Source organism: Austwickia chelonae NBRC 105200, assembly GCF_000298175.1.
Classification (GTDB): Bacteria; Actinomycetota; Actinomycetes; order Actinomycetales; family Dermatophilaceae; genus Austwickia; species Austwickia chelonae.
Window position 1 is genome coordinate 468340 of record NZ_BAGZ01000005.1, and the last position, 20345, is coordinate 488684.

The 20345-nt window shown below is 65.2% G+C and carries 22 protein-coding genes and 1 tRNA gene; 7 read left to right on the forward strand and 16 right to left on the reverse strand.

Translation table 11 applies throughout. The features are described from left to right. Positions 1 to 25: 25 nt before the first annotated feature. The 5 genes from AUCHE_RS05195 to AUCHE_RS05215 all read right to left on the reverse strand — a co-directional run bounded on the left by AUCHE_RS05195 (position 26) and on the right by AUCHE_RS05215 (position 5983). Positions 26 to 1798, reverse strand: coding sequence for an ABC transporter ATP-binding protein (locus tag AUCHE_RS05195; protein ID WP_006502221.1), 1773 nt, complete (start codon positions 1796 to 1798; stop codon positions 26 to 28). Positions 1799 to 1817: 19 nt separating this feature from the next. After that, positions 1818 to 2870, reverse strand: a complete 1053-nt coding sequence (locus AUCHE_RS05200; protein WP_006502222.1) for an iron-siderophore ABC transporter substrate-binding protein — start codon at positions 2868 to 2870, stop codon at positions 1818 to 1820. A gap of 85 nt (positions 2871 to 2955) precedes the next feature. After that, a complete protein-coding gene (locus tag AUCHE_RS05205; protein ID WP_040321629.1) occupies positions 2956 to 3789 on the reverse strand; it encodes an ABC transporter ATP-binding protein in 834 nt (277 codons plus the stop codon). A gap of 59 nt (positions 3790 to 3848) precedes the next feature. Then, positions 3849 to 4928, reverse strand: coding sequence for a FecCD family ABC transporter permease (locus tag AUCHE_RS05210; protein ID WP_006502224.1), 1080 nt, complete (start codon positions 4926 to 4928; stop codon positions 3849 to 3851). After that, a complete protein-coding gene (locus AUCHE_RS05215; RefSeq protein ID WP_006502225.1) occupies positions 4925 to 5983 on the reverse strand; it encodes a FecCD family ABC transporter permease in 1059 nt (352 codons plus the stop codon). Before AUCHE_RS05215 ends, AUCHE_RS05210 begins: the two co-directional genes overlap by 4 nt. A gap of 115 nt (positions 5984 to 6098) precedes the next feature. Here AUCHE_RS05215 and AUCHE_RS05220 point away from each other — a divergent pair, with 115 nt between their 5' ends. After that, positions 6099 to 7046, forward strand: a complete 948-nt coding sequence (locus AUCHE_RS05220; RefSeq protein WP_006502226.1) for a methionyl-tRNA formyltransferase — start codon at positions 6099 to 6101, stop codon at positions 7044 to 7046. Positions 7047 to 7257: 211 nt separating this feature from the next. Here AUCHE_RS05220 and AUCHE_RS05225 read toward each other — a convergent pair whose 3' ends face one another. Continuing rightward, a complete protein-coding gene (locus AUCHE_RS05225; protein ID WP_040321452.1) occupies positions 7258 to 7662 on the reverse strand; it encodes a hypothetical protein in 405 nt (134 codons plus the stop codon). 384 nt (positions 7663 to 8046) lie between these two features. Here AUCHE_RS05225 and AUCHE_RS17885 point away from each other — a divergent pair, with 384 nt between their 5' ends. The 6 genes from AUCHE_RS17885 to AUCHE_RS05255 all read left to right on the forward strand — a co-directional run bounded on the left by AUCHE_RS17885 (position 8047) and on the right by AUCHE_RS05255 (position 12075). Continuing rightward, positions 8047 to 8445: a DUF3422 family protein gene (locus AUCHE_RS17885; RefSeq protein WP_040321453.1), complete on the forward strand. Its 399-nt coding sequence runs from the start codon at positions 8047 to 8049 to the stop codon at positions 8443 to 8445. A gap of 5 nt (positions 8446 to 8450) precedes the next feature. Then, complete coding sequence (locus AUCHE_RS05235) at positions 8451 to 8738, forward strand: hypothetical protein (protein WP_040321455.1); 288 nt, start codon at positions 8451 to 8453, stop codon at positions 8736 to 8738. Next, positions 8738 to 9817, forward strand: coding sequence for a WXG100 family type VII secretion target (locus AUCHE_RS17190; protein ID WP_006502230.1), 1080 nt, complete (start codon positions 8738 to 8740; stop codon positions 9815 to 9817). The genes AUCHE_RS05235 and AUCHE_RS17190 overlap by 1 nt, the downstream gene beginning before the upstream one ends. 88 nt (positions 9818 to 9905) lie before the next feature. Next, complete coding sequence (locus AUCHE_RS05245) at positions 9906 to 10802, forward strand: hypothetical protein (RefSeq protein ID WP_006502231.1); 897 nt, start codon at positions 9906 to 9908, stop codon at positions 10800 to 10802. Further along, positions 10799 to 11278, forward strand: coding sequence for a hypothetical protein (locus AUCHE_RS05250; RefSeq protein ID WP_006502232.1), 480 nt, complete (start codon positions 10799 to 10801; stop codon positions 11276 to 11278). The genes AUCHE_RS05245 and AUCHE_RS05250 overlap by 4 nt, the downstream gene beginning before the upstream one ends. Beyond that, the gene (locus AUCHE_RS05255) at positions 11275 to 12075 is read left to right on the forward strand and encodes a hypothetical protein (protein ID WP_006502233.1); all 801 of its coding nucleotides are present in this window, start codon (positions 11275 to 11277) and stop codon (positions 12073 to 12075) included. Before AUCHE_RS05250 ends, AUCHE_RS05255 begins: the two co-directional genes overlap by 4 nt. 142 nt (positions 12076 to 12217) lie before the next feature. On the opposite strand, the gene AUCHE_RS16525 is transcribed toward AUCHE_RS05255, so the two are convergent. From AUCHE_RS16525 to AUCHE_RS05295, 10 genes are all read right to left on the reverse strand, one after another. Continuing rightward, positions 12218 to 12364 (reverse strand): MptD family putative ECF transporter S component, encoded by a 147-nt coding sequence (locus tag AUCHE_RS16525; RefSeq protein WP_143114899.1) that lies wholly within the window; start codon positions 12362 to 12364, stop codon positions 12218 to 12220. A gap of 235 nt (positions 12365 to 12599) precedes the next feature. Next, a complete protein-coding gene (locus tag AUCHE_RS17890) occupies positions 12600 to 12950 on the reverse strand; it encodes an SdpI family protein (protein ID WP_006502235.1) in 351 nt (116 codons plus the stop codon). A 275-nt stretch (positions 12951 to 13225) separates the two neighbouring features. Then, a tRNA-Pro gene (locus AUCHE_RS05260) sits at positions 13226 to 13299 on the reverse strand. Between the two features lie 102 nt (positions 13300 to 13401). Continuing rightward, entirely contained in the window at positions 13402 to 14868 is a 1467-nt protein-coding gene (gene der / locus AUCHE_RS05265) for a ribosome biogenesis GTPase Der (RefSeq protein WP_006502236.1), read from the reverse strand. 55 nt (positions 14869 to 14923) lie between these two features. After that, the gene (gene cmk, locus AUCHE_RS05270; protein ID WP_006502237.1) at positions 14924 to 15649 is read right to left on the reverse strand and encodes a (d)CMP kinase; all 726 of its coding nucleotides are present in this window, start codon (positions 15647 to 15649) and stop codon (positions 14924 to 14926) included. A gap of 27 nt (positions 15650 to 15676) precedes the next feature. Continuing rightward, positions 15677 to 16798 carry a prephenate dehydrogenase gene (locus AUCHE_RS05275; RefSeq protein ID WP_006502238.1) on the reverse strand — a complete coding sequence of 374 codons (1122 nt, stop codon included), beginning with the start codon at positions 16796 to 16798 and terminating at the stop codon, positions 15677 to 15679. Continuing rightward, positions 16795 to 17796 carry a pseudouridine synthase gene (locus AUCHE_RS05280; protein ID WP_006502239.1) on the reverse strand — a complete coding sequence of 334 codons (1002 nt, stop codon included), beginning with the start codon at positions 17794 to 17796 and terminating at the stop codon, positions 16795 to 16797. The genes AUCHE_RS05275 and AUCHE_RS05280 overlap by 4 nt, the downstream gene beginning before the upstream one ends. Further along, positions 17793 to 18431, reverse strand: coding sequence for an SMC-Scp complex subunit ScpB (gene scpB, locus AUCHE_RS05285; protein WP_006502240.1), 639 nt, complete (start codon positions 18429 to 18431; stop codon positions 17793 to 17795). The genes AUCHE_RS05280 and scpB overlap by 4 nt, the downstream gene beginning before the upstream one ends. Positions 18432 to 18460: 29 nt before the next feature. After that, complete coding sequence (locus AUCHE_RS05290) at positions 18461 to 19285, reverse strand: segregation and condensation protein A (protein WP_006502241.1); 825 nt, start codon at positions 19283 to 19285, stop codon at positions 18461 to 18463. A 92-nt stretch (positions 19286 to 19377) separates the two neighbouring features. After that, a complete protein-coding gene (locus AUCHE_RS05295) occupies positions 19378 to 20307 on the reverse strand; it encodes a ParA family protein (RefSeq protein WP_052024805.1) in 930 nt (309 codons plus the stop codon). Positions 20308 to 20345 lie beyond the last annotated feature (38 nt).

The window sequence follows — 20345 nt, forward strand, 5'->3', positions numbered from 1 at the left end:
CAGAGCCACCCTAACTTAGGGTCACCTAAGTTAGACCTTGCCAGGCTCGCCAAAGCTGCGCGTAGTGACCGTCCTTGGCCACCAGTTCCTCGTGGGTCCCCTCTTCGACGATGCGTCCTGCGTCCAGGACGGCGATCCGGTCAGCCGCAGCTGCCTGGGTCAGCCGGTGGGCCACGAACAGGGAGGTTCGACCGGAGCAGGCGGCCTGAGCAGCTCGTTCCAGCGCGGAGGCACCTTCGCTGCCGGCCTCGGCAGTGGATTCGTCGAGCACCACCACGGGGGTGCGGGTCAGGACCAACCGGGCCAGGGCGATGTGGGCGGCCTTGGTGCCGTCCAGGGGCTCGCCGCCTTCACCGACCGGGGTGTGCAATCCCTCGGGGAGGGCGTCGACCCAGTCTTCGGCGCCCACGAGGCGCAGGGCTGCGCGCAGGGCCGCGTCGTCGGCGTCGGGGGCTGCCAGTCGCAGGTCGTCGGCCAGTGTCCCGGAGAAGAGGTGGGATTCCTGTGTCAGGACGCTCACCAGGGATCTCGCTGCGGCTTCGTCGACCTGGGACAGATCGGTCGAGCCGATGCGCACCGTCCCGGATCCGGGGGTCCCGATCCCGGCGACGAGTGCGGCCAGTGTCGTCTTGCCGGCTCCGGTGGCACCTACCAAGGCCAGTGATCCTCCGGCGGGGATCGTCAGGGTGACCTCGTGCAGTACCGGATGGTCGGTTCCCGGGTAGGTGAAGGTCACGCTCTCCACGACCACCGGGCAGGCCGTGGTCCTTCCGGTGCCGGGGCTCGGGGTTCCCACCAGTCGTTCGCCGGGTGATTCCGCCAGTACTCCGACGAGGCGGGTCAGGCTCGCCCCTGATTTCTGTGCTTCGTCGAAGGTGAACATGATCGAGCCCAGCGGGGTGAAGAGCCGGTGGAAGGCCAGCAGCGCCGCGGCGACGGCACCGACGGTGGTGGCTCCGGCACCGACGAGGAGGTGTCCCACGGTGAGGATCGCGGTCAGGCCGATGAACTCTGCGCGGTTCTCCCGTCCGACGAACCGGCCGAAGAAGTGGAAGACCTCGATCCCGAGGTCCTTCACCCGGGCGGAGTCGTGGGCGACCTTGTCCTGGAAGGTTTTCTCCAGCCGGTAGGCCCGCACGGTGTGGATGCCGTTGAGTGCGCTGATCAGTGTCTGCGCCCGGTTCGCCTGGGCGATCCGCTGTTCCCGGTAGAGGGGTGCGGACCGGGGGAGGTACCAGCGCAGGGCCGAGGCGTAGGCGATCAGGGCGCAGGATCCGGCCAGGCCGAGTCGCCAGTCCAGTCCGAACATGCCGATGGTGGCGACGGTGACCAGCACTCCTGCGGAGAGCACGGTGGGGACGGCGGTGCGGATGCCTTTGGAGAGGATGGCGACGTCGTCACCGACCCTGGAGAGCACGTCTCCGTGGCCGGCCTGTTCGATCCGGGAGCTGGGCAGTTCCAGGACGGCGCGGACTGCTCCTTCGCGCAGGTCGGCGAGCAGGTCGGCGCCGAGTTTTCCGATCAGGTAGGTCGAGACGGCGGTGGTCGCCGCGCCGAGCAGTACGGCGGCCATCATCACAGCGCCGACCGTGACCAGGGCCGAGTGCGGCTCGCCCCTGGTCACGATGTCGATCACTCTGCTGAGCAGCAGTACCGGAAGGATCTGGAGGGCCGCTCCGGTCACCGTGGTGAGCACGGTCGCGATGCTGAGCCACGGCCTGCTGCGGCAGTGGTCGAGGACCCAACGGGTCGCCTCCCGGCCGGTGGTCGTGCGCAGGACGTCCGGGGCGACGCTCATGTCCTGTGGTACTCGCCTCTCACTTGGCCGCAGATGCGGCGACCTGGTCGATGGCGTAGGGCAGGGAGAGCAGGGTGGCCTGTGACATCGCTGCTCCGACCGCGGGTCCTTCGCTGTCGAGGAGGTAGGACACCTTGTCGTTCTTGGCGACCTTGAGGTTGGTGAAGAGGTCGTATTTCTTCAAGGCCTCGGCGTCTTCTTTGTCGTTGATGACGAAGACGCGGTCGACGTCGACGAGGTCCATCCGCTCCGGGGAGAGTGAGGTGAAGAATTTTTCGCCGGCGATCTTGTCGATCTCGGTCTGGCCTTTGAAGCCCATGCCGGTGAGGAGTTGTCCGCGTACGTCGGTGGTGGTGAAGGGTGCTGCTGCCCCTTTGTACCAGGACAGGGCGACGGCGGTCTGGTTGGCGAATTCGGGATGGTTCTTCTTGACGGTGGCGAGTTTGTCCTGGATTCCTTGGACCAGTTTCTTGCCTTCGGCTTCCTGGCCGAGCGCTTTGGCGATATGGACGGCGTTGTCCTGCCAGGGTGCGCTGAACGGTTTCTTCTCGGCTTTGGTGCGGCCGACGGTGGGAGCGATCTGGGAGAGTTTGTTGTAGGCGGCGTCGTCGATCTCGGAGTAGACCGCGATGATCAGGTCGGGTCGCAGGGAGGCGATCTTCTCGAAGTTGGGTCCGGGGTCGCCGTTGGTCATGACGACCTCGGGTTTGTTGTCCCCCCATTTGTCCTTCACCCAGGGCCATTGGGTGTTGATGTCGGGGCTTTTTCCTGCCGGGTTCTTGTACTGGTCGACCATGCCGACCGGTTTGTGGCCCAGGGCGAGGACGGCCTGGTCGTCGGTGTAGCCGACGGTGACGACGCGCTGGGGTGCCTTGGGGACCGTGGTGGAGCCGAAGGTGTGTTCCACGGTGACGGGGAATGTGCCTGCCGCTGAGGATTTGGCGCCTTCGTCCTTCTTGTCCTTGGCGGCGGGGCCGCATCCGGCGAGGAGGCCCATTCCCAGGACCATGACGGAGGCGGTGGTCGCCAGTCGTCGCCATGGTTTGTGGGATGTCGTGGTGTAGTGACGCATCGGAAGTACCTTGCTTTCATGCCGGCCAGTGGTGCCCTCGGTGGAGCAGGGCAACCCTACCCTGCAAAAGTAAGGGAAGCCTCACCTAAGCCAGGGTGATCTCCCGGGGCCTCGGCGCATGAGCCCGACCGATCGGCACGACGAGCGGCCGACCACCTACCGGGTCGACGATCACCTCGGCCCGAAGGCCGAAAGCTTCATACAACAGGTCAGCCGTCACCACATCAGACGGAGATCCTTGCGCCACAATCGATCCGGATTTCATCACGATCAGATTGTCGCTATAGCGGACAGCCAGATTCAGGTCGTGCAGCACCATCACGACGGTCCTGCCCGACACGCGCAGGTCATCGACCAGATCGAGGACATCAACGGCATGCGCCAAATCCAGATAGGTGGTCGGCTCGTCGAGCAACAACAGATCCGTCCCCTGGGCGAGGGTCATCGAGATCCACGCCCGCTGCCGCTGCCCCCCGGAAAGGGTGTCGACGGGCCGGTCACCCAGATCGGAGATCCCCGTCATCTCCAAGGCGTTCTCCACGACGGAGGCGTCATCGGCCGACCACTGCCGCAACCAACTCTGGTGCGGATGCCTCCCCCGGGCCACCAGATCGGCCACGGTCAGCCCCTCCGGGGCGGTCGGCGACTGGGGAAGCAGCCCGAGCTTCTTCGCCACCTCCCTGGTCCTGAGCCGCCCGATGTCCTCCCCGTCCAGCACGACCGATCCGCTCGTCGGCTTCAACAGTCGGGCCAAGGTTCGCAGCAGAGTGGACTTCCCGCAGCCGTTGGGTCCGATGATGGTGGTCACCACCCCTGAGGGAATGACGACCTCCAGGTCGTCGATGACCGGACGCTCGCCGTAGCCGACGGTGACCCCTCTGGCCGCCAGTCGTGCATCGCCACCGGTCCGGGGTGGCATCTCAGTGGAGGACGGGACGAGCACGTGCACCCCTCGGCGACGACGGCATTTGTTTAGGCTTACCTAAAATTTAGCACCGACCGTCGGTTCGCCTGTACCAGCAGATATACGAGGAAAGGCCCGCCGACCGCCGCGGTGACCACTCCCACCGGGGGGACGATCGGCAGAGCCGTCCGGGCCGCCAGATCAGCCCCGATCAACAACAGCGCGCCGACCGCGCCGGAGGCCACGAGCGGCGGAACCGGCGCTTTCACCAATCGCATCGCCACGTGCGGGGCGACCAGGGCCACGAACGGAACCGGCCCGGCAGCGCTCACCGCGACCCCGGCCAGGAGCACGGCGCACAACAGGAGGGCTGCCCGCACCGGTCCGGGACGGACCCCCAGACCGGTGGCCACGTCGTCCCCCAGCTGCATCGCCTTGAGCGGGAAGGACAGTGCGGTGACGGCCAGGGCAAGGGCGAGAGCGCCCCAGGTCGCCGTCCCGACCTCGTCCCATGAGCGGTTGTCCAGCGATCCGACCAGCCATGCCTGGGCGCGGGCCACATCCCGGATGTCGGCGGTGGTCAGCAGCCAGGTGGTGACCGCTTGGGTCACCGCGCTCACCGCGATCCCGATGAGGACGAGTCGGAATCCGTCGATGCCCTGTCGCCAGGCCAGGAGGTACACCAACAGTCCGGTGCCCAGACCACCGACGAGTGCGGCGACGGACAGTCCGAACGCCCCGGCGATCACGGTGGAAGCTCCCCCGGAGACGGTGACGAGGAAGACCGCGACCATGCTGGCACCGCCGGTGACTCCCAGGATGTCCGGGCTGGCCAGGGGGTTGCGGGCGAGGGACTGGGTGAGTGCCCCGGAGAGGCCGAGTGCGGCACCGACGACGAGCCCGGCCAGCGCGCGGGGCATGCGCAGGTCCATGACGACGAAACGGTCGACCCGCTCACCCTGCCCGAGGAGCACGGAGACCACTTGGGAGAAGGACAACGAGAAGTCGCCCACTCCGATGGACAGGCAGAACGCCGGGAAGGTCGCCGCGGTCAGGAGGAAGGTGACCAGGACGGCTCTGGGGCGCCAGACGAAGGAGAGCGTCCCGAGCCGCACTCCGGGGGTCACGGATGGTGTCGAGGTCGTTCGGTTCATGCGTTCGTGAACTTTCCTCGTCGGACGAGCAGTGCGAAGAAGGGTGCGCCGAGCAGGGCCACGAGGACACCTGCTTCGAGTTCGCCGGGCTGTACCACCAGGCGGCCGACGATGTCGCACAGGAGGAGGACGATCCCGCCGAGCAGCCCGGCGTAGGGCACCAGCCACCGGTAGTCGGGTCCGGCCAGGTTGCGGGCGAGATGGGCGACCATCAGACCGAGGAAGGCGATGGGTCCGCAGGCCGCGGTGGCCGCGCCGGCGAGCAAGGTGATGGCGAGGATGCCGACGGAACGGACGAGGGGCAGATTGACACCCAGTCCACGGGCCACGTCGTCGCCCATGGTGAGCAGGTTGACTGCGGGCAGGGTGATCAGGGCCAGTGTCAGGCCGGCGAGGATGAAAAGCGTCAACGGCCAGATGACCTCGAAGGGGACCCCGGCGACGGATCCGGCGTTCCAGAACCGGAGGGCGTTGAGGGCTTCACGGTCGGACAGGGCGATGAGTGTCGTCATCGCGGCGAAGAAGACGGCGACGCCTTGACCGGTGAGAGCGAGGGTCAACGGGTCGCCTGTTCCTCGGCCGATGCTGGACAGGCCGAAGACGAGTGCGCCGGTGAGGGCTGCTCCGAGGAGGGCGAACCAGACGTACTGGAAGGGGTTGGCGAAGCCGAGGAAGGAGATGGCGGACACGACGGCGAAGGAGGCTCCGCTGTTCAGGCCCAGTAGTCCGGTGTCGGCGATGGGATTGCGGGTGTAGCCCTGGATGAGTGCGCCGCCGACGCCGAGGGCGAGGCCGGCGATGATCGCGAGGACCGTCCTGGGGACCCGGACGTTCTGCACGATGAGCCTGATCTCGGTGGCCCGCTGGTCGGGGTCCGGTGCGGCGGTCAGGCCTTGTCGGACTTCGTCGAAGGTCAGGGCTCGTGCGCCGACGAAGAGGGAGAGGGCGGCGGCGAGGAGGAGGGTGGCGGCGAGGAGGCCCAGTCCGGTGATCCGACGTCGTCGGGCCGTACGAGCCGGTGGACGCGTCGGGCGGTCGAGTTGAGTTGCGCCCATGGGGAGGCAGACTATCCCGCCGCTGTCGTTGCGGAGGCATCCGGACCATTGCGCAAGTTAGGCAAGGCTTGCTTTACTAACGGCTGGCTTTTCTGCCCTTCCGAGGAGGAACCCCATGCGGGTCGTCATGTTCGGTTATCAAACCTGGGGTCATCGCACCTTGAGGGCTCTTCTGGAGTCGGAGCACGACGTCGTCATGGTCGTGACTCATCCGAAGAGTGATCATGCCTACGAACGGATCTGGAACGATTCGGTCGCCGATCTCGCCACCGAGCACGGCGTGCCGGTCGTCATCCGGCAGCGGCCTGACGACGACGAACTGTTCCGGCAGCTCACCGAGGTCTCCCCCGACATCATCGTCGCCAACAACTGGCGCACCTGGATACCGCCGCGCATCTACACCCTCCCCCGCCACGGCACCTTGAACATCCATGATTCCCTGTTGCCCAAGTACGCCGGGTTCTCCCCACTGATCTGGGCGCTCATCAACGGCGAGTCCGAGGTCGGAGTGACCGCGCACATGATGAACGAGACACTCGATGCCGGGGACATCGTCAGTCAGCACGCCGTTGCTGTCGAGTCGGGCGACACCACGACCGATCTCTTCCACAAGACGGTCGATCTGATTGCCCCGGTGACCATCGACGCCCTCGATCTGATCGCCTCGGGGAAGACCGAGTTCACCCCGCAGGACCGTTCCCAGGCCACTTTCTTCCACAAACGGGCCGAGGAGGACATCCGTATCGACTGGTCCTGGCCCGCTGACGTCCTGGAGCGTCTGGTCCGGGCGCAGTGTGCCCCGTACCCGTCGGCTTTCACCTTCCACCGGGGCGCCCGTCTGGAGATCGTCTCGGCTGTCGTCTCCAAAGGACGGTACGGCGGCACTCCCGGGCGCATCTTCTACCGCGAGGGTGACGGTGTGGTGATCGTCGCCGGGGCCGACGCCCGCACCGGACGCAACCACGGCTTGGCTGTCACCCGGGTCCGCACCGAGGACGGACGGGAATTGCCGGCGACGGAGTACTTCACGTCCATGGGTGGGTATCTGACCGACCGGGCATGAAGGCGCGCCTCGTCATATTTTGAAAAATGGCGAGGTGCCCTATCCGAGCGGCTACCCCGGGAGAATCTCAGGGAATTGAGCCAGAGTTCAGTCAGTGGTGGCCAGGGCAGCTGACGGCCCTGGCCACCACTGACTCGTGGGGTCACAGAAACTCGCGGATCATGCCTGGAGGACCCCCATGAGCAGAGAAAATCTGGCCGTCGATCACTGTTCAGGCATCGCCGAATAGGCGCAGACCTCGACCGTTCAGCGGTTCTCCGTTGTCATTCTTGAAGACCCTGTAGATCATCGAGATCAAGAAGCTGAATTCGACCGCAGCTATGACGACTCCCATAGGGCGGTACCAGGGAGTAAAAAAGCACAAGACAGCCGCGACAATCAAGCGGGCCCGGTTGTTGAAGTAGACATGATTCCTCTCCTGCACCTCATCCGTTTTATCTCTTAACGGCGCATGCACCACTGCGCTGTAGGCGACGGCCGAAAGGAATGCGCAACCTATCCACAAGGGATGCGCATCGAAAATGCTCACCATCAACGCGGAAATGATCGCAGCCCCGAAGCAGGCGATCTCACAGAATCCCTTAACTTTATACGGATAACACAAAGCGGACGCCACTCCATCCATCCATTAAACTGCATGACTGAGTCTCGAACTTCTTGGCAAGCAAAGATTTACACGCAGGAAAATCTGGGGTTGCGAACAATTTTCACAATGCGCCAGTGATCTCCGATGCGCATCGTCGCGCAGCGGACCCTTGACCGCACCGATCACCACTGCTATATCTTCATCTCCCCCGACCATCGCACCCTAATAGTTGCACCAATACAGCTTGCCTGCCGTCGAATCCACCGAACAGCTCACCCGTGCAAAGCTGAGCGAAAGACCTGCTGACGCCGCCACCCCTCGCGCGCTCGATCATCCGACACGACAGGTCCGCCTAGCTGAACTCCATATGCCGTCCAATGCATCTCCGACCTGGAGACATACCGCTCGCTGGCGATGCTCGGCCACCAGTTCAGCAGACAGCTCAGCGTTCGACTCGACACCATCGACCAACAACTCCTAGAACTGGTCGAACACTTGGGCGAGTCCGAGCGTCCAGCCGATGAGGTGCTCCACGAGCTGCTCCCGCTCACGGCCGAGTTTGAAGGACTGGTCATCAACCCCGTCTTCCACTTCGGGACGCCCCATACCTATGCCACAATCGTCGATGACCGGTTGGGATCCCTCGAAGGCGCTCGTTTCCTCAAACGACAGACGACCGGTGAGTTCATGGTCCGCCGCTGCGTCCCTGCGATGAATTTCTTTCCAGCACAATTATATTGTTCGGCATCCACGGTGCGAGACCTCACCCCACGGGTAACTCGCCGCTGCACTTATCTGAGTGTCATAGGCTAAAAGCCATGTCCAGGGGAAAATTCGAGGTCGATCTCGACCGTTTGCGCGCCACTGCAAATACGCTCAGCACCGTGGCCAAAACACTCGAGGCGGGGAGTATGCCGTCGAGCGTCGACGCCGGGTCCAGTACGCAAGAACTCGGGTCAACGTTGGAGGCACTGCGCACCACATGCGCCAAAGCGGCCACGTCCACCCGGAAATTGGCCGATGAGATGACGTCGACCGTCAAGCACTACGAGCAGAGCGACAGGACCGCAGCGAACACCGTGCGCCACAGCGCAGGAGGGAAGTGATGGCTGGCATCGACACCCGGGTCTTCGGCGACCCGTCCGCGTGCTTTGCCGCGTGCCGCTCGATCGAGGATCACCGTAAACGGGTGGCCAATGCAGCCGACGACGTGTCGAAGGTGCGAGTCACGCTCGCCGGGTCATGGACAGGCATGGCAGCAGACGGCTTCTCCAAGAGGGCGAAGGAACACATCGAAAACCTCGACCAACTGACTAAAGACCTACGTACAACGTGCGATGCCCTCAACGCCTTCGCGACCACCCTGCGCGACGTGCAGTTGGGCTTCGAGGACCTGCGCAAGAAGGCCATCTCTTACGGACTCGCCGTCGGCACCAACGAAATCAAGCTACCCGCCCCGCCGACAGATTCCACGAAAATCGCCTATCAAATGCTGGAGGACAAGGCCATTGAACTGCGGGAAAGGGAAAGCAACGCACACAATCAGCTTCAAGACATCATCAGTCCGCTGACCGATCGCACCGGGCTCGTCTGGTTCTTCGACAAAGCGAGCATCATCCCGCCCGACAGCGACGACCCCATCAAAAAAAGCCTGTACGCCGGTCAGGCCTTCAACAACATGCCGTCATGGATATCAGGTTGGAAGAAAGAGGTCCTAAGGCGTTTCCGTCCACGGTGGCCCAAAGGCAGCTCGATGGGCTCGCCGGGGGCCTTCCGCAAGATCGGAGAGATGAGCTCCTGGGAGAAGATCCGATCCGCGTGCAGTGACAAGAACTTCACCAAACCGGCCGCCAAGTGGACCAAGGTCGGCACAGCGACCGGAATCACCGGGGGTGTCCTCAACGGCGCGGCAGGTGCCTACGACCAGTGGACGAAGGACTCTGACGACCCGGGAATGTCGACAGGAAAGAAGGTCCGCCGGGCGACGGCCTTAGGTGCACTCACCGGTGGGGGCGCCTACTTGGGTGCCTCCGGCGGGGCCAAGGGCGGCGCGGCGATCGGGCTAGTGCTGGGCGGGCCACCCGGCGCGGCCATCGGCGCCATCGGAGGGGGCATCATCGGCGGGGTGGCCGGGTCTGCGGTCGGCGAGGGCATTGGCAAGTTCGCTACTGGCCTACTTAAATGACTGTCCACCAAGAATCCCTTTGGCCGTTGACAACGCCTAGGGTGGCCCGGCGGATCTGGCCCTGCGTTGGCGAACGAGGAGAATGATCATGGACTTCGTCAGTCACCAGAACTCTTGGGGGATGTCTGTCTTCTCGTTGTTGTTCGCTCTGGCCCTCTTGGGGAATGCGTACTGGGAGCGATCCAGCCCCGATCGGAACAGATGGTACGACGAGAATGACCCGTATAATTCGCTGTTCACATGGGGCTACCTGGGCCCACCACTGGGAGGGATGTTTTTCTTAGGGGCGTTCACGATGCTGCTGGAAAACGTCTTCCAGTTCAAAGTAAAGAACTTGCCCGTGGTGCACACCCCTTTCAAAATCATCATCGTCCTGTCGCTCTTCCTGGTGACCGCTATCCTGCTCGGGTACAGGGGCCAGTGGCTGATGCCACGCTGGGCACGCCCTCTCGAGAAGGACCGCCTCGCCCGTGTCCGCGCGGAACGTCGTTACCGTCTGGCCAAACTCTGGGCACGTCTGACGGACCGCCCAGCACCACCACCGCCGGCCATCCGAGACATTCCACCGCCTCGGTCCGTGAGTAAGACGCGCCGGTCTCCCCGCAAGGTCGAACAACAAGACCGCCGGGCAGCACCCCGCCGTACCGGACCCCGCTCGGCGACGATCCGCATCACCCGGCCTCGACGCTTTGGCAACGCCATGCTGCGCAAGTGCGTCATTCAGGTCGATGGCGATGACGCCGCTGCCATCCGTCTCGGTGGCACCGCGGATATCGCCGTCACGGCTGGTTACCACTCCGTCCGGGTCCTCCTTGACTGGACTTGCTCTCCTTGTTGTGAAGTCGACGTCCCCGCTGGTGGCACTGCCACCTTGATGGTCATGAGCACTCCCGTGACCGCCTCCGGCCGTCACGATCCGGACGGCCACTATCTCGAACTCCACCATGACACCACCGCCCCAACCCACTCCAAGGCCCACTCATGAGATCGACTCCTGCTCACACCCACACTGACACCACAGGGGACCTCACCCTCGCCGTCCCAGCCGACTGGGAAACGCTCGACGACGACACCCTCAGTGTCGGAATCACACTCGCCGTCGTCGCACCATGTTCTCCGGAACTTGAGTTCCGCCCCAACGCCGTCCTCACCCGCTCCGACATCGGACATCTGTCCCTCACACAGTGGCAGGAGAACAACGAACAGATCCTCGCCGAGAGGCTGACTGCCTACACGCCGCTGGACCGCTTCGAAGAGTTCACCAACGGCGTCGTCACAGATCGGCGCCTGGCCGACTACGTCTCCCCGGAAGGCATCAACGTCACGATGGCGCAGTGGAGCCGCGCCCGCGCCGGGCGCGGGGTAACCCTCACCGTGACGATGGCCACGAGCGACGTACCCGCCAACACCGATCTCCTGGACCAGATTGGTGACTCTTTCCACTGGGTGGACCAGGCATGATCACCTACGACGCAGGCTCAGGCACCTTAGCCCTGGATGGCCGGACGCTGCAGGGGCTACTCGCCCGCCTCACCACGAGCGATGACTCCACCACCGGGGACGCCGCGCAAGAGGAGCCCAACCTCTTTGACCTGGCGGAGGCTGAACGTGCGGGAGCATACGTCGGCCAGACCCCGGTGCCCGAACTCGCGCACCGTTTCGCAATCATGGCCGACCCGTGGCTGGTCGTGGACATTGAGCTCACCGGGTTAGACGAGCCGGTGGGACACCGTATCTGGCTTCGACCCGAGGGCGGCGCCGGGGTCGCGGATGCAGGTGAGGGCCACTATCGTCTCGGCGGGCTGCACCCCTCGTCGCTCCCCGCCGTGCTGATCCGGCTAGCTCGCCTCGGGCCGAGACCACGACACGGCTTGCACGGTGTTCAGCCGCTCCCCGAAGAAGTGATCGACATCGTCCGGCGGCAAGGCGGTCAGAGCGCCACCGAGGAGCTAACACGGCTCCTGTCTCCCTCGCCTGTGCGCGATGCCGTTGCAGCCGGGCAGTGGCGCTGCGTGACCATGACGACCCATTGGTCACCGCACCTCACACCCGATCAGCCCCCCAGAGCCGAGGCTATCGTGCTCCTCGACACCCCAGTCGGACTGGCCCGATTCGAGCCACGCGACACCGGGCTAGAGATCATCCCCACCACTATGAGCACGCTCTGGCCGGAACTCATCCTGCTGACGCAGCCAGCAGAGGCTGCGATAACGGGCCCAGCAGCTACGTTAACGACCCAGCCTCGCCTTCTCACCTAGACCAGGCGCGGACGTGACTTCCAACGCTGCCAACTCGGTCAGCGAGGGGATTTCGTCGGCCGGCAACGCTCTCGGGTCGGTTCTGATGACAGTGACCACGAACGCTGGTCATCCATGACGGTGCGGCCGTTCGAGGCGGGGCCTAGATCGCAGGACACTCGGCGGGGCCGGTGAAGCCGATCTTGCCGAAGGTGAACATGACGACGAAGTAAATGGCGGTGAAGACGCCGACGTTGATGAGGTCCCAACCCGACAGAGCCGTCCATCGAGGCGCAGTGAGGCTGGTCACGGGCGCTGTCTGCACTGATTTCGCGCGCCCGGAGCGCAGCTCTGGAGCAGAGCAGTTTCTCCGCGGCGCATCCACCGTCTCCCCCTACCCGATTCCCCGCCCCAGCCCATCCGATGACAAGCCCGACAGCAGACCCCTAACATCACGAAGCCCTGGTGAGGAAATCCTCGCCAGGGTTTCAGGTCGCCGGGACAACAATTCCGCCAAACAGCTCACACATTACCGACTCATGACGCTAGCGGACCCCACGTTCTGCTTGAACAGCTGCTACCACATGAAGGATGCCCCATAGCGCGGTACCGATGCCGAGGCCGACCCCCATGGCAGAGTCTTTGCTGAACCCAGCGAACGACATGGCAACTCCGGTGACAGCGCAGAGAACCCCACATACAGTTCCGGCAACTATCCACGGCCAGGCGATGCGGTGGCCACGCTCCCAGGATTCACTGCTGGCCAGCAGCGCTGGCGTCCTAATACCGACCCAGGCATTCATTCCACGACGCGTAATCTGGCGTGGACTCACCAAAATGCACGTTCCAATATACACGGCCATAGATAAAGTCATAGTAATTATGACCACCAACATGGCGCCTCCTTCATTGCCGCGGTGGATTCAACTTCAAACCCATCTCTATTTTTAGGAGGAGAAGAAAGTAGAGCCAAAACTGCCCCCGTCATGATAAATCCAAAACTCCAGAGGCCCATTATGAGTACAATAAAAACGGTAGAGAAAACCCACTCGACGCCCACCCCGTCGACTTGCGGCCCAGTCTGCGATAACAAAATTCGATACATGATTCGGGGATGTCGCGGAAAAGAATAAAGCCCTGGCGAGGAAATCCTCGCCAGGGCTTCAGACCGTCGGGACGACAGGATTTGAACCTGCGACCCCTTGACCCCCAGTCAAGTGCGCTACCAAGCTGCGCCACGTCCCGGTCTGCTCAGGCTTGAGCGAGAGAGAGCCTACCGCACAACAGCACGTGGAGACGAATCCCCCCGCCGTAGGCGACCTGACCAGCCTGAGCGTGGTGCCGCACCTACTTGCGGCGGCGCTTCTCCCGCACCCGCACAGAGATCTCGATCGGGGTGCCCTCGAAACCGAACTCCTCCCGGAGACGCCGCTCCAGGAAGCGCCGGTAACCGGCCTCGATGAAACCGCTCGCGAAGATCACGAAACGCGGAGGGCGGGTCGACGCCTGCGTGGCGAACAGGATGCGCGGCTGTTTACCACCGCGCACCGGATGCGGATGCCCGGCCACGATCTCCCCCAGGAAAGCGTTCAGCCGCCCGGTGGGGATCCGGGTGTCCCAGGACTCCAAAGCCGTCTCCAAGGCCGGGACGAGCTTGTCGGTGTGCCTGCCGGTACGTGCCGAGATGTTCACCCGGGGCGCCCACGGCACCTGCACGAAATCCCGCTCGATCTCCCGCTCCAGGTAGTAGCGGCGCTCCTCGTCGAGGTTGTCCCACTTGTTGTACGCGATGACCAGAGAACGCCCGGCGTCGATGACCTGCTGGACGACACGGACGTCCTGCTCGGCGATGGACTCCCCCGCATCGATGAGGACTACCGCCACCTCGGCCTTCTCCAGAGCCGTCTGCGTGCGCAGCGAAGCGTAGAAATCGGCCCCGCGGGTCTGGTGCACCCGCCTGCGGATACCGGCCGTGTCCACGAAACGCCAGGTCTTCCCACCCAGTTCGATGTACTCGTCGACCGGGTCCCGGGTGGTGCCGGCCAGATCGTCCACGACGACCCGTTCCTCACCGGCCAGTTTGTTCAACAAGCTCGACTTCCCGACATTGGGCCGACCCACCAGAGCGACCCTGCGGGGCCCGCCCCGCTGGTAAGCGCCACCGACCGCAGACTTCTCCGGGAGCACCTCCAGGAGCGCGTCCAAGGCGTCACCGGTGCCCCGGCCGTGCAGAGCAGAGACCGGCCACGGCTCCCCCAGACCCAGATTCCACAGCATCGCCGCATCGGCCTCGCCACGCTGGTCGTCGACCTTGTTCGCCAGGAGGACCACCGGCTTGCCGGACATACGCAACAGACGCACCACGGCCTCGTCGGTGTCGGTCGCACCGACCGTGGCATCCACCACGAAGAGCACCGCGTCGGCCAGATCGATGGCCACCTCGGCCTGCTCGGCGACCCGCAGGTGGATCCCACTCGCGTCGACCTCCCAACCACCGGTGTCGACCAGGGTGAACTTCCGCCCCGTCCACTCCGCGTCATAGGCCACCCTGTCCCGGGTGACGCCCGGGACATCCTCCACGACAGCCTCCCGGCGGCCGATGATCCGGTTCACCAAGGTGGACTTGCCGACATTGGGGCGCCCGATGATCGCCACCACCGGCACGGAATCGTCCTCGCCGTCGGCACCGGCGGAGGTCTCGCCGCCGGCGAGCAGCGCGCGATCCTCCTCCTCGAGTTCGAATTCCTCCAGACCGGCCAGTAGTGCGGCAGTCACCGTCGCGTCGTCAGGGGCTGGGGTGGTGTCGCTGGTCACGCTAAGTCCTCACTCATCGGGGCACGCCCGGGTCCGAACGGTCGGGCGACATCCCCTATTGTGCCCGGCCGGGCACCAAGGCCAGAACTGCCGCGACCGACTCCTCGAAAGTCAACTCGGAGGTGTCCACCAACGTGACCCCCGGCGCAGCCTCCATGAACCGGGCCACTGCGGAGTCGTCCCGATCCCGACGGACCACCTGGTCACGGGTCGACTCCACGGCCTCGGCCCCGGCGTCACCGTGCAGCTGACGGGCCCGCCGACGCAGCCGAGCCTCCTCACTGGCCGTCAACAACACCCTGACGTCGGCGTCCGGAGCCACCACCGTGGTGATGTCCCGGCCTTCGGCGACGATCCCCCGCCCCTGACGCGCCCGTGCCACGTGCTGCCGCTGCAACGCCACCATCTGGGAACGCACCTCCAGGTTGGTCGCCACCCGGGAGACCACCGTGGAGATGACGCTCTCCCGAATGTCTTCGCCGATGTCACGGCCGTCGACCAGCACGGACGGAGCCAACGGATCGGTGCCCATGACGAGAGGCAGGGTGCGGGCCGCGGACCAGACCGCGCCCTGATCGGCGATATCGACCTTGCGGTCCAGACACCACCAGGCCAGGGCCCGGTACATCGCACCGGTGTCCAGATAGGCCAGACCCAGACGGTCCGCCACCTCGCGGGAGACGCTGGATTTGCCGCTGCCGGAAGGCCCGTCGATCGCGATGACGAGTGCCCTTCCGGAAGCCGAGGCCGGAGAGTGATCTGCTGTGGAAAGGTCGTTCACGGCCCGAGCCTATCCGGCAGGACCCGGTCAGACGTGAACGGACCAACCCAGGGCGGTCAGCTCACGGGCGAGAGGCTCGACGGCCGCAGGCAGGACGATCAACTCGACGGTGCCCACAGGCCGCCCCACGCCGTGCTCGATCCGCAGGTCCTCCAGGTTGACTCCGGCGTCACCGACCTCGGTGAGAAGCCGACCGATCGTGCCCGGGGTGTCAGGAACGACGACGGTGACCACGCCGTACCGCGCAGGGGCCGCACCGTGTTTACCCGGGATACGGGCCCGACCGGACTGTCCGTTGGCCACGGCCCGGGCCAGGGCAGCGCGCGCACCGGGCGCTTCCTCAGGATCCGCGGCGAGAGCGTTCAGAGCGTCCAGCACGGTGTTCAGGTCGTCGCGCAGGGCGGTGACCACGTCGGCCACCGGTCGTGCGTTGCCGGCGAGGATCTGGGTCCACAGCGCGGGATCGCTCTCGGCGATGCGGGTGACATCGCGGACGCCCTGACCGGAGAGTGCCACGGCCTCCGAGGACAGGTCTCGCAGCCGGGCTGCGACGAGACTGGCTGCCAGTTGCGGGGTGTGGGAGACGGCGGCGACGGCGGCGTCATGGTCTTCCGCGGTCATGTGGATCACGGATCCTCCGGCTCGGCCGGCCAGCCAGACGACGGCATCGACAGCGTCCGGATCCGCTCCGGGGTGGGCGCAGACGACCCAGGGACGACCTTCGAAGAGGTCTTCTCGTGCGGCGACGGCACCGCTGCGCTCCCGCCCGGCCATGGGGTGCCCGCCGACATAACGGGACAGGGTTCCGGGGTCGGCGTCCTGGGCGCGCAACAGGCTCGCGGCTGTCTGCAGGACCGTGGCTTTCACCGAGGCCACGTCGGTGACCACCGCGTGCGGCCACTGCCGTAAGGCGTGGACGATCACGGTGGCGACGACATCGGGAGGAGCCGCGACGACGACGAGGTCTGGTAGCGGGTCGTCCGGGGCCGGAAGCCGACCCGCACCCAGGTCGCGGGCCAGCGCTGCCGCGGTGGGCGACGGGTCGTCCAAGGTGACCTGTGCGCCGGCCCGGCTCAGGGCCAGGCCGACGCTGGCGCCGATCAGTCCGGTGCCCACCACCCGGATGTGTCGGATTCCTTCGTGGTTCACAGCCCCGCCGCCGTGTACAACGCGGCGATCTCCTTGCCGTTCAGGGGGCGCATCCGTCCCGTCTTCAGGTCACCGATCCGGACCGGGCCGACATTGGTGCGGGTCAGGGTGAGCACGGGATGTCCGACGGCTTCCAGGAGACGACGCACGATGTGCTTCTTACCTTCGTGGAGGACGACCTCGACGATGGCCTTGCCCGGCAGGGAGTCGATGAGTCGGAAGCTGTCGACGGCGACCACGCCGTCCTCCAGTTCGACACCGGCTCGGAGCGTACGGCCCACGTCGCGACCGACCGGTCCGGGGACGGTCGCGATATAGGTCTTGGGCACTCCGTAGGACGGATGCTGGAGACGGTTGGCCAGTTCACCGTCGTTGGTGAGCAACAGCAGGCCGTCGGTGTCCGAGTCGAGCCGGCCCACGTGGAACAGCCGCTCGTTGCGTCCCTGGACGAGATCGCCGATGCAGGGGCGCCCGAGCTCGTCGTTCATCGTGGAGACCACCCCGAGAGGTTTGTTCAGCGCCAGATAGACCCGGGACGGGTCGAGCTGGATCCGCTCGCCGTCGACGCGCACCACCTGTCGCAACGGGTCGACGCGCACACCCAGTTCGGTGACGGTCTGACCGTCGACGTCGACCCGTCCTGCCGCGATGAGCAGCTCGCAGGTGCGTCGGCTGCCCACGCCGGCTCCGGCCAGCAGCTTCTGCAGGCGCACGCCGTCCGGGTCGTGCACGTCGACGGCCGGAGTCTGTTGGCGGGGTGCGGTCTTCGGCGTGTGGCGACGTTTGCCGGCCGCCGGACGCCCTTTGCCGCCGCTGGGGAAGCCTCCGGCGCGGGTCCCACGGCCCTTCGATGCGCCTCCTGTGTTCTGCCCGTTCTTACCGGGCTGCCCGGATCGACCGGCTGAGCTGCGCGCGGGCTTCCCCGATGCGCTGCGCCCGCCTTGGCCGCTGCCGGACTCACGTCGCCGACGGTCTCCCCTGTTTCCTTGCGTGTTCATGCGCCACCTTCCAATGCGATTTCCTCGACCATGTCGGCCTCAGGCAGATACGGTGCGAGTGCGGGCAGCTCGTCCAGGGAGGAGATGCCCAACCTGTCGAGGAAGTACTCGGTCGTCCCGTAGAGCACGGCCCCGCGTTCGGGGTCCGTGCCGACTTCATGGATCAGCCCTCGAGTTTGCAGTGTGCGGACGACCCCGTCGACATTGACCCCTCTGACCGCGCTCACCCTGGCGCGGGAGACCGGTTGCCGGTAGGCGATCACCGCCAGTGTTTCCAGGGCCGCCTGGGACAGCCGGGCTCGTTGACCGTCCAGGACGAAACGTTCCACGACCGAAGCGTGCTCGTGACGAGCGTAATAGCGCCACCCCCCATTGACATAACGGAGCGCGAACCCTCGTCCTTCGTCGTCGTATTCCCGGGCCAACCCGGTGACCAGCGTGTGCACCTCCGAGACGGGGAGCCGGAGCGCCCGCGCCAGGTCCTCCTCGGGAACCGGTTCCTCCACCACCATCAGCACGGCCTCGAGTGCGCTGGGGGCCCCGCCCGGGAGGCGGTGCACGTCGATCTCGTCGGTGCATCCCTCGGTGGGATACCCGTCGTGCCTGCCCGGGCCGTCCTTGCGTTCCCGTCCCACCGTGGGTCATCTCCTCGTTCTCATCCCGGTTACTCCTGCGGATGTTCCGGCCCGTACTGGCTCCATCGGCTGGTCGGCTCCCCCTCGAGCTCTTCCGAGCCGGCCCAGTGCACGGTCAACGGGCCGAGCGGGTCGCTCTGGTCGAAGGTCACCGCGGCGTCGCGGAAGAGTTCCAACAACACCAGGAAACGCGCGACGACCACCAGGACTATCTCTGCGTCGGCCACGAGTTCCGCGAAGGACAGCGTGCCGTGCCGTCGGAGCCTCTGGGCGACCAGCAACGCCTGTTCGTGGATGTTCACCTTCGTGGCGTGCAGATGTTCCACCTCGACCGTCGGTGGTTCCCTGGGGATGAATGCCCCGGCTGCGATCCGGGCCAATCGGTCCGGATCGCAGCCCAGTCTCAGTTCAGGCAGGAGTTTCGCGAAGCGTGCTTCGAGCCCTGCCTGGCGACGAAGGGCGCGTCCCACGGTGTCCATCCGGTCGGCGAAGATCGCCGAGACCTCCTTGAAGGCCCGGTACTGGAGCAGTCGCGCGAAGAGGAGATCCCTGGCTTCGATGAGTTCCAGGTCCTCTTCCTCCTCGTCCAGGTTCGGTAGCAGCCGGGCTGCTTTCAGATCCAGCAGGGTCGAGGCCACCAGGAGGAACTCCGTGGTCTCGGACAGATCCCAGTCGTCACCGCTTTGCTGTTGCGCTCTCAGATGCGCGACGAAGTCGTCGGTCACGGCGGCCAGTGCGATCTCCGTGACATCCAATCGTCTCTTGCCGATGAGCCCGAGGAGCAGGTCGAAGGGACCGTCGAACTGGTCCAGGTGCACTTCGAAGGGCGCGCTCGTCCCACGTCTGGTCAGCACGCCGCCGGGGACGAGTTCTTCCCGGGTCTGAGGACCGTTTTGCTCGGTGTCCTCCGAGTGGGAGAGGTGCGGTGGTGCTGCGGCCTGAGGGCTCAGGCTGCACCCCCTCGGGCGATGAGTTCCCAGGCGAGCTGCCGGTAGGACTCGGCAGCGCTGGTGCCCGGGGCGTAGCTGGTGATGGGTTCTGCGGCGAGGGTGGCGTCGGGGAATTTCACCGTCCGGGTGATCACCGTGTGAAAGACCTGTTCCTGGAAGTGGTCGACCACGCTGCGGACCACTTCCCGGCTGTGCAGGGTGCGTCCGTCGTACATGGTGGCGAGGATGCCGTCGATCTCGAGGCGGGGGTTCAACCGGTCGCAGACCTTTTCGATGGTTTCCACCAGCAGCGCGACGCCGCGCATGGCGAAGAATTCGCACTCCAGAGGGATCATCACCCCGTGTGCGGCGGTGAGGGCGTTGACCGTGAGCAGCCCGAGCGAGGGCTGGCAGTCGATCAGGACGACGTCGTATTCGTCGAGGATCGGTCTGATGGCCCGGGCCAGCACCATTTCACGGGCGACTTCCCCGACGAGTTGCACTTCCGCTGCGGAAAGATCGATATTCGCCGGGACGACATCTAGCCCGGGAGTCCGGGTGCTGACGATCACGTCGTGAATGTCGTGGGATCGTTCGACCAACAGGTTGTAAATGGTCAGGTCCAATTCATTGGCACGAATTCCCAGACCCACCGACAAAGCGCCTTGGGGGTCGAAATCGACGAGGAGGACCTTACGACCGAGCTCGGCGAGTGCTGCTCCGAGATTGATGGTCGTCGTGGTTTTGCCGACGCCGCCTTTTTGATTGCACATGGCAATGACCCTCGCCGGGCCGTGCGCAGACAACGGTTGCGGCTCAGGGAAACTCGGCATCGGACGACCGGTAGGGCCGAGGAGTCCGAGGTCTTCAGCATCGCTACCCGGTAAATGGTCATGCAGGATCACGGATTCATGACCAGTAGTGCGGCTGCCCACCTTCGAGCTCATGAATGCCCTCCAGTCGTGCTTGCGCTCGGCGTCACGCC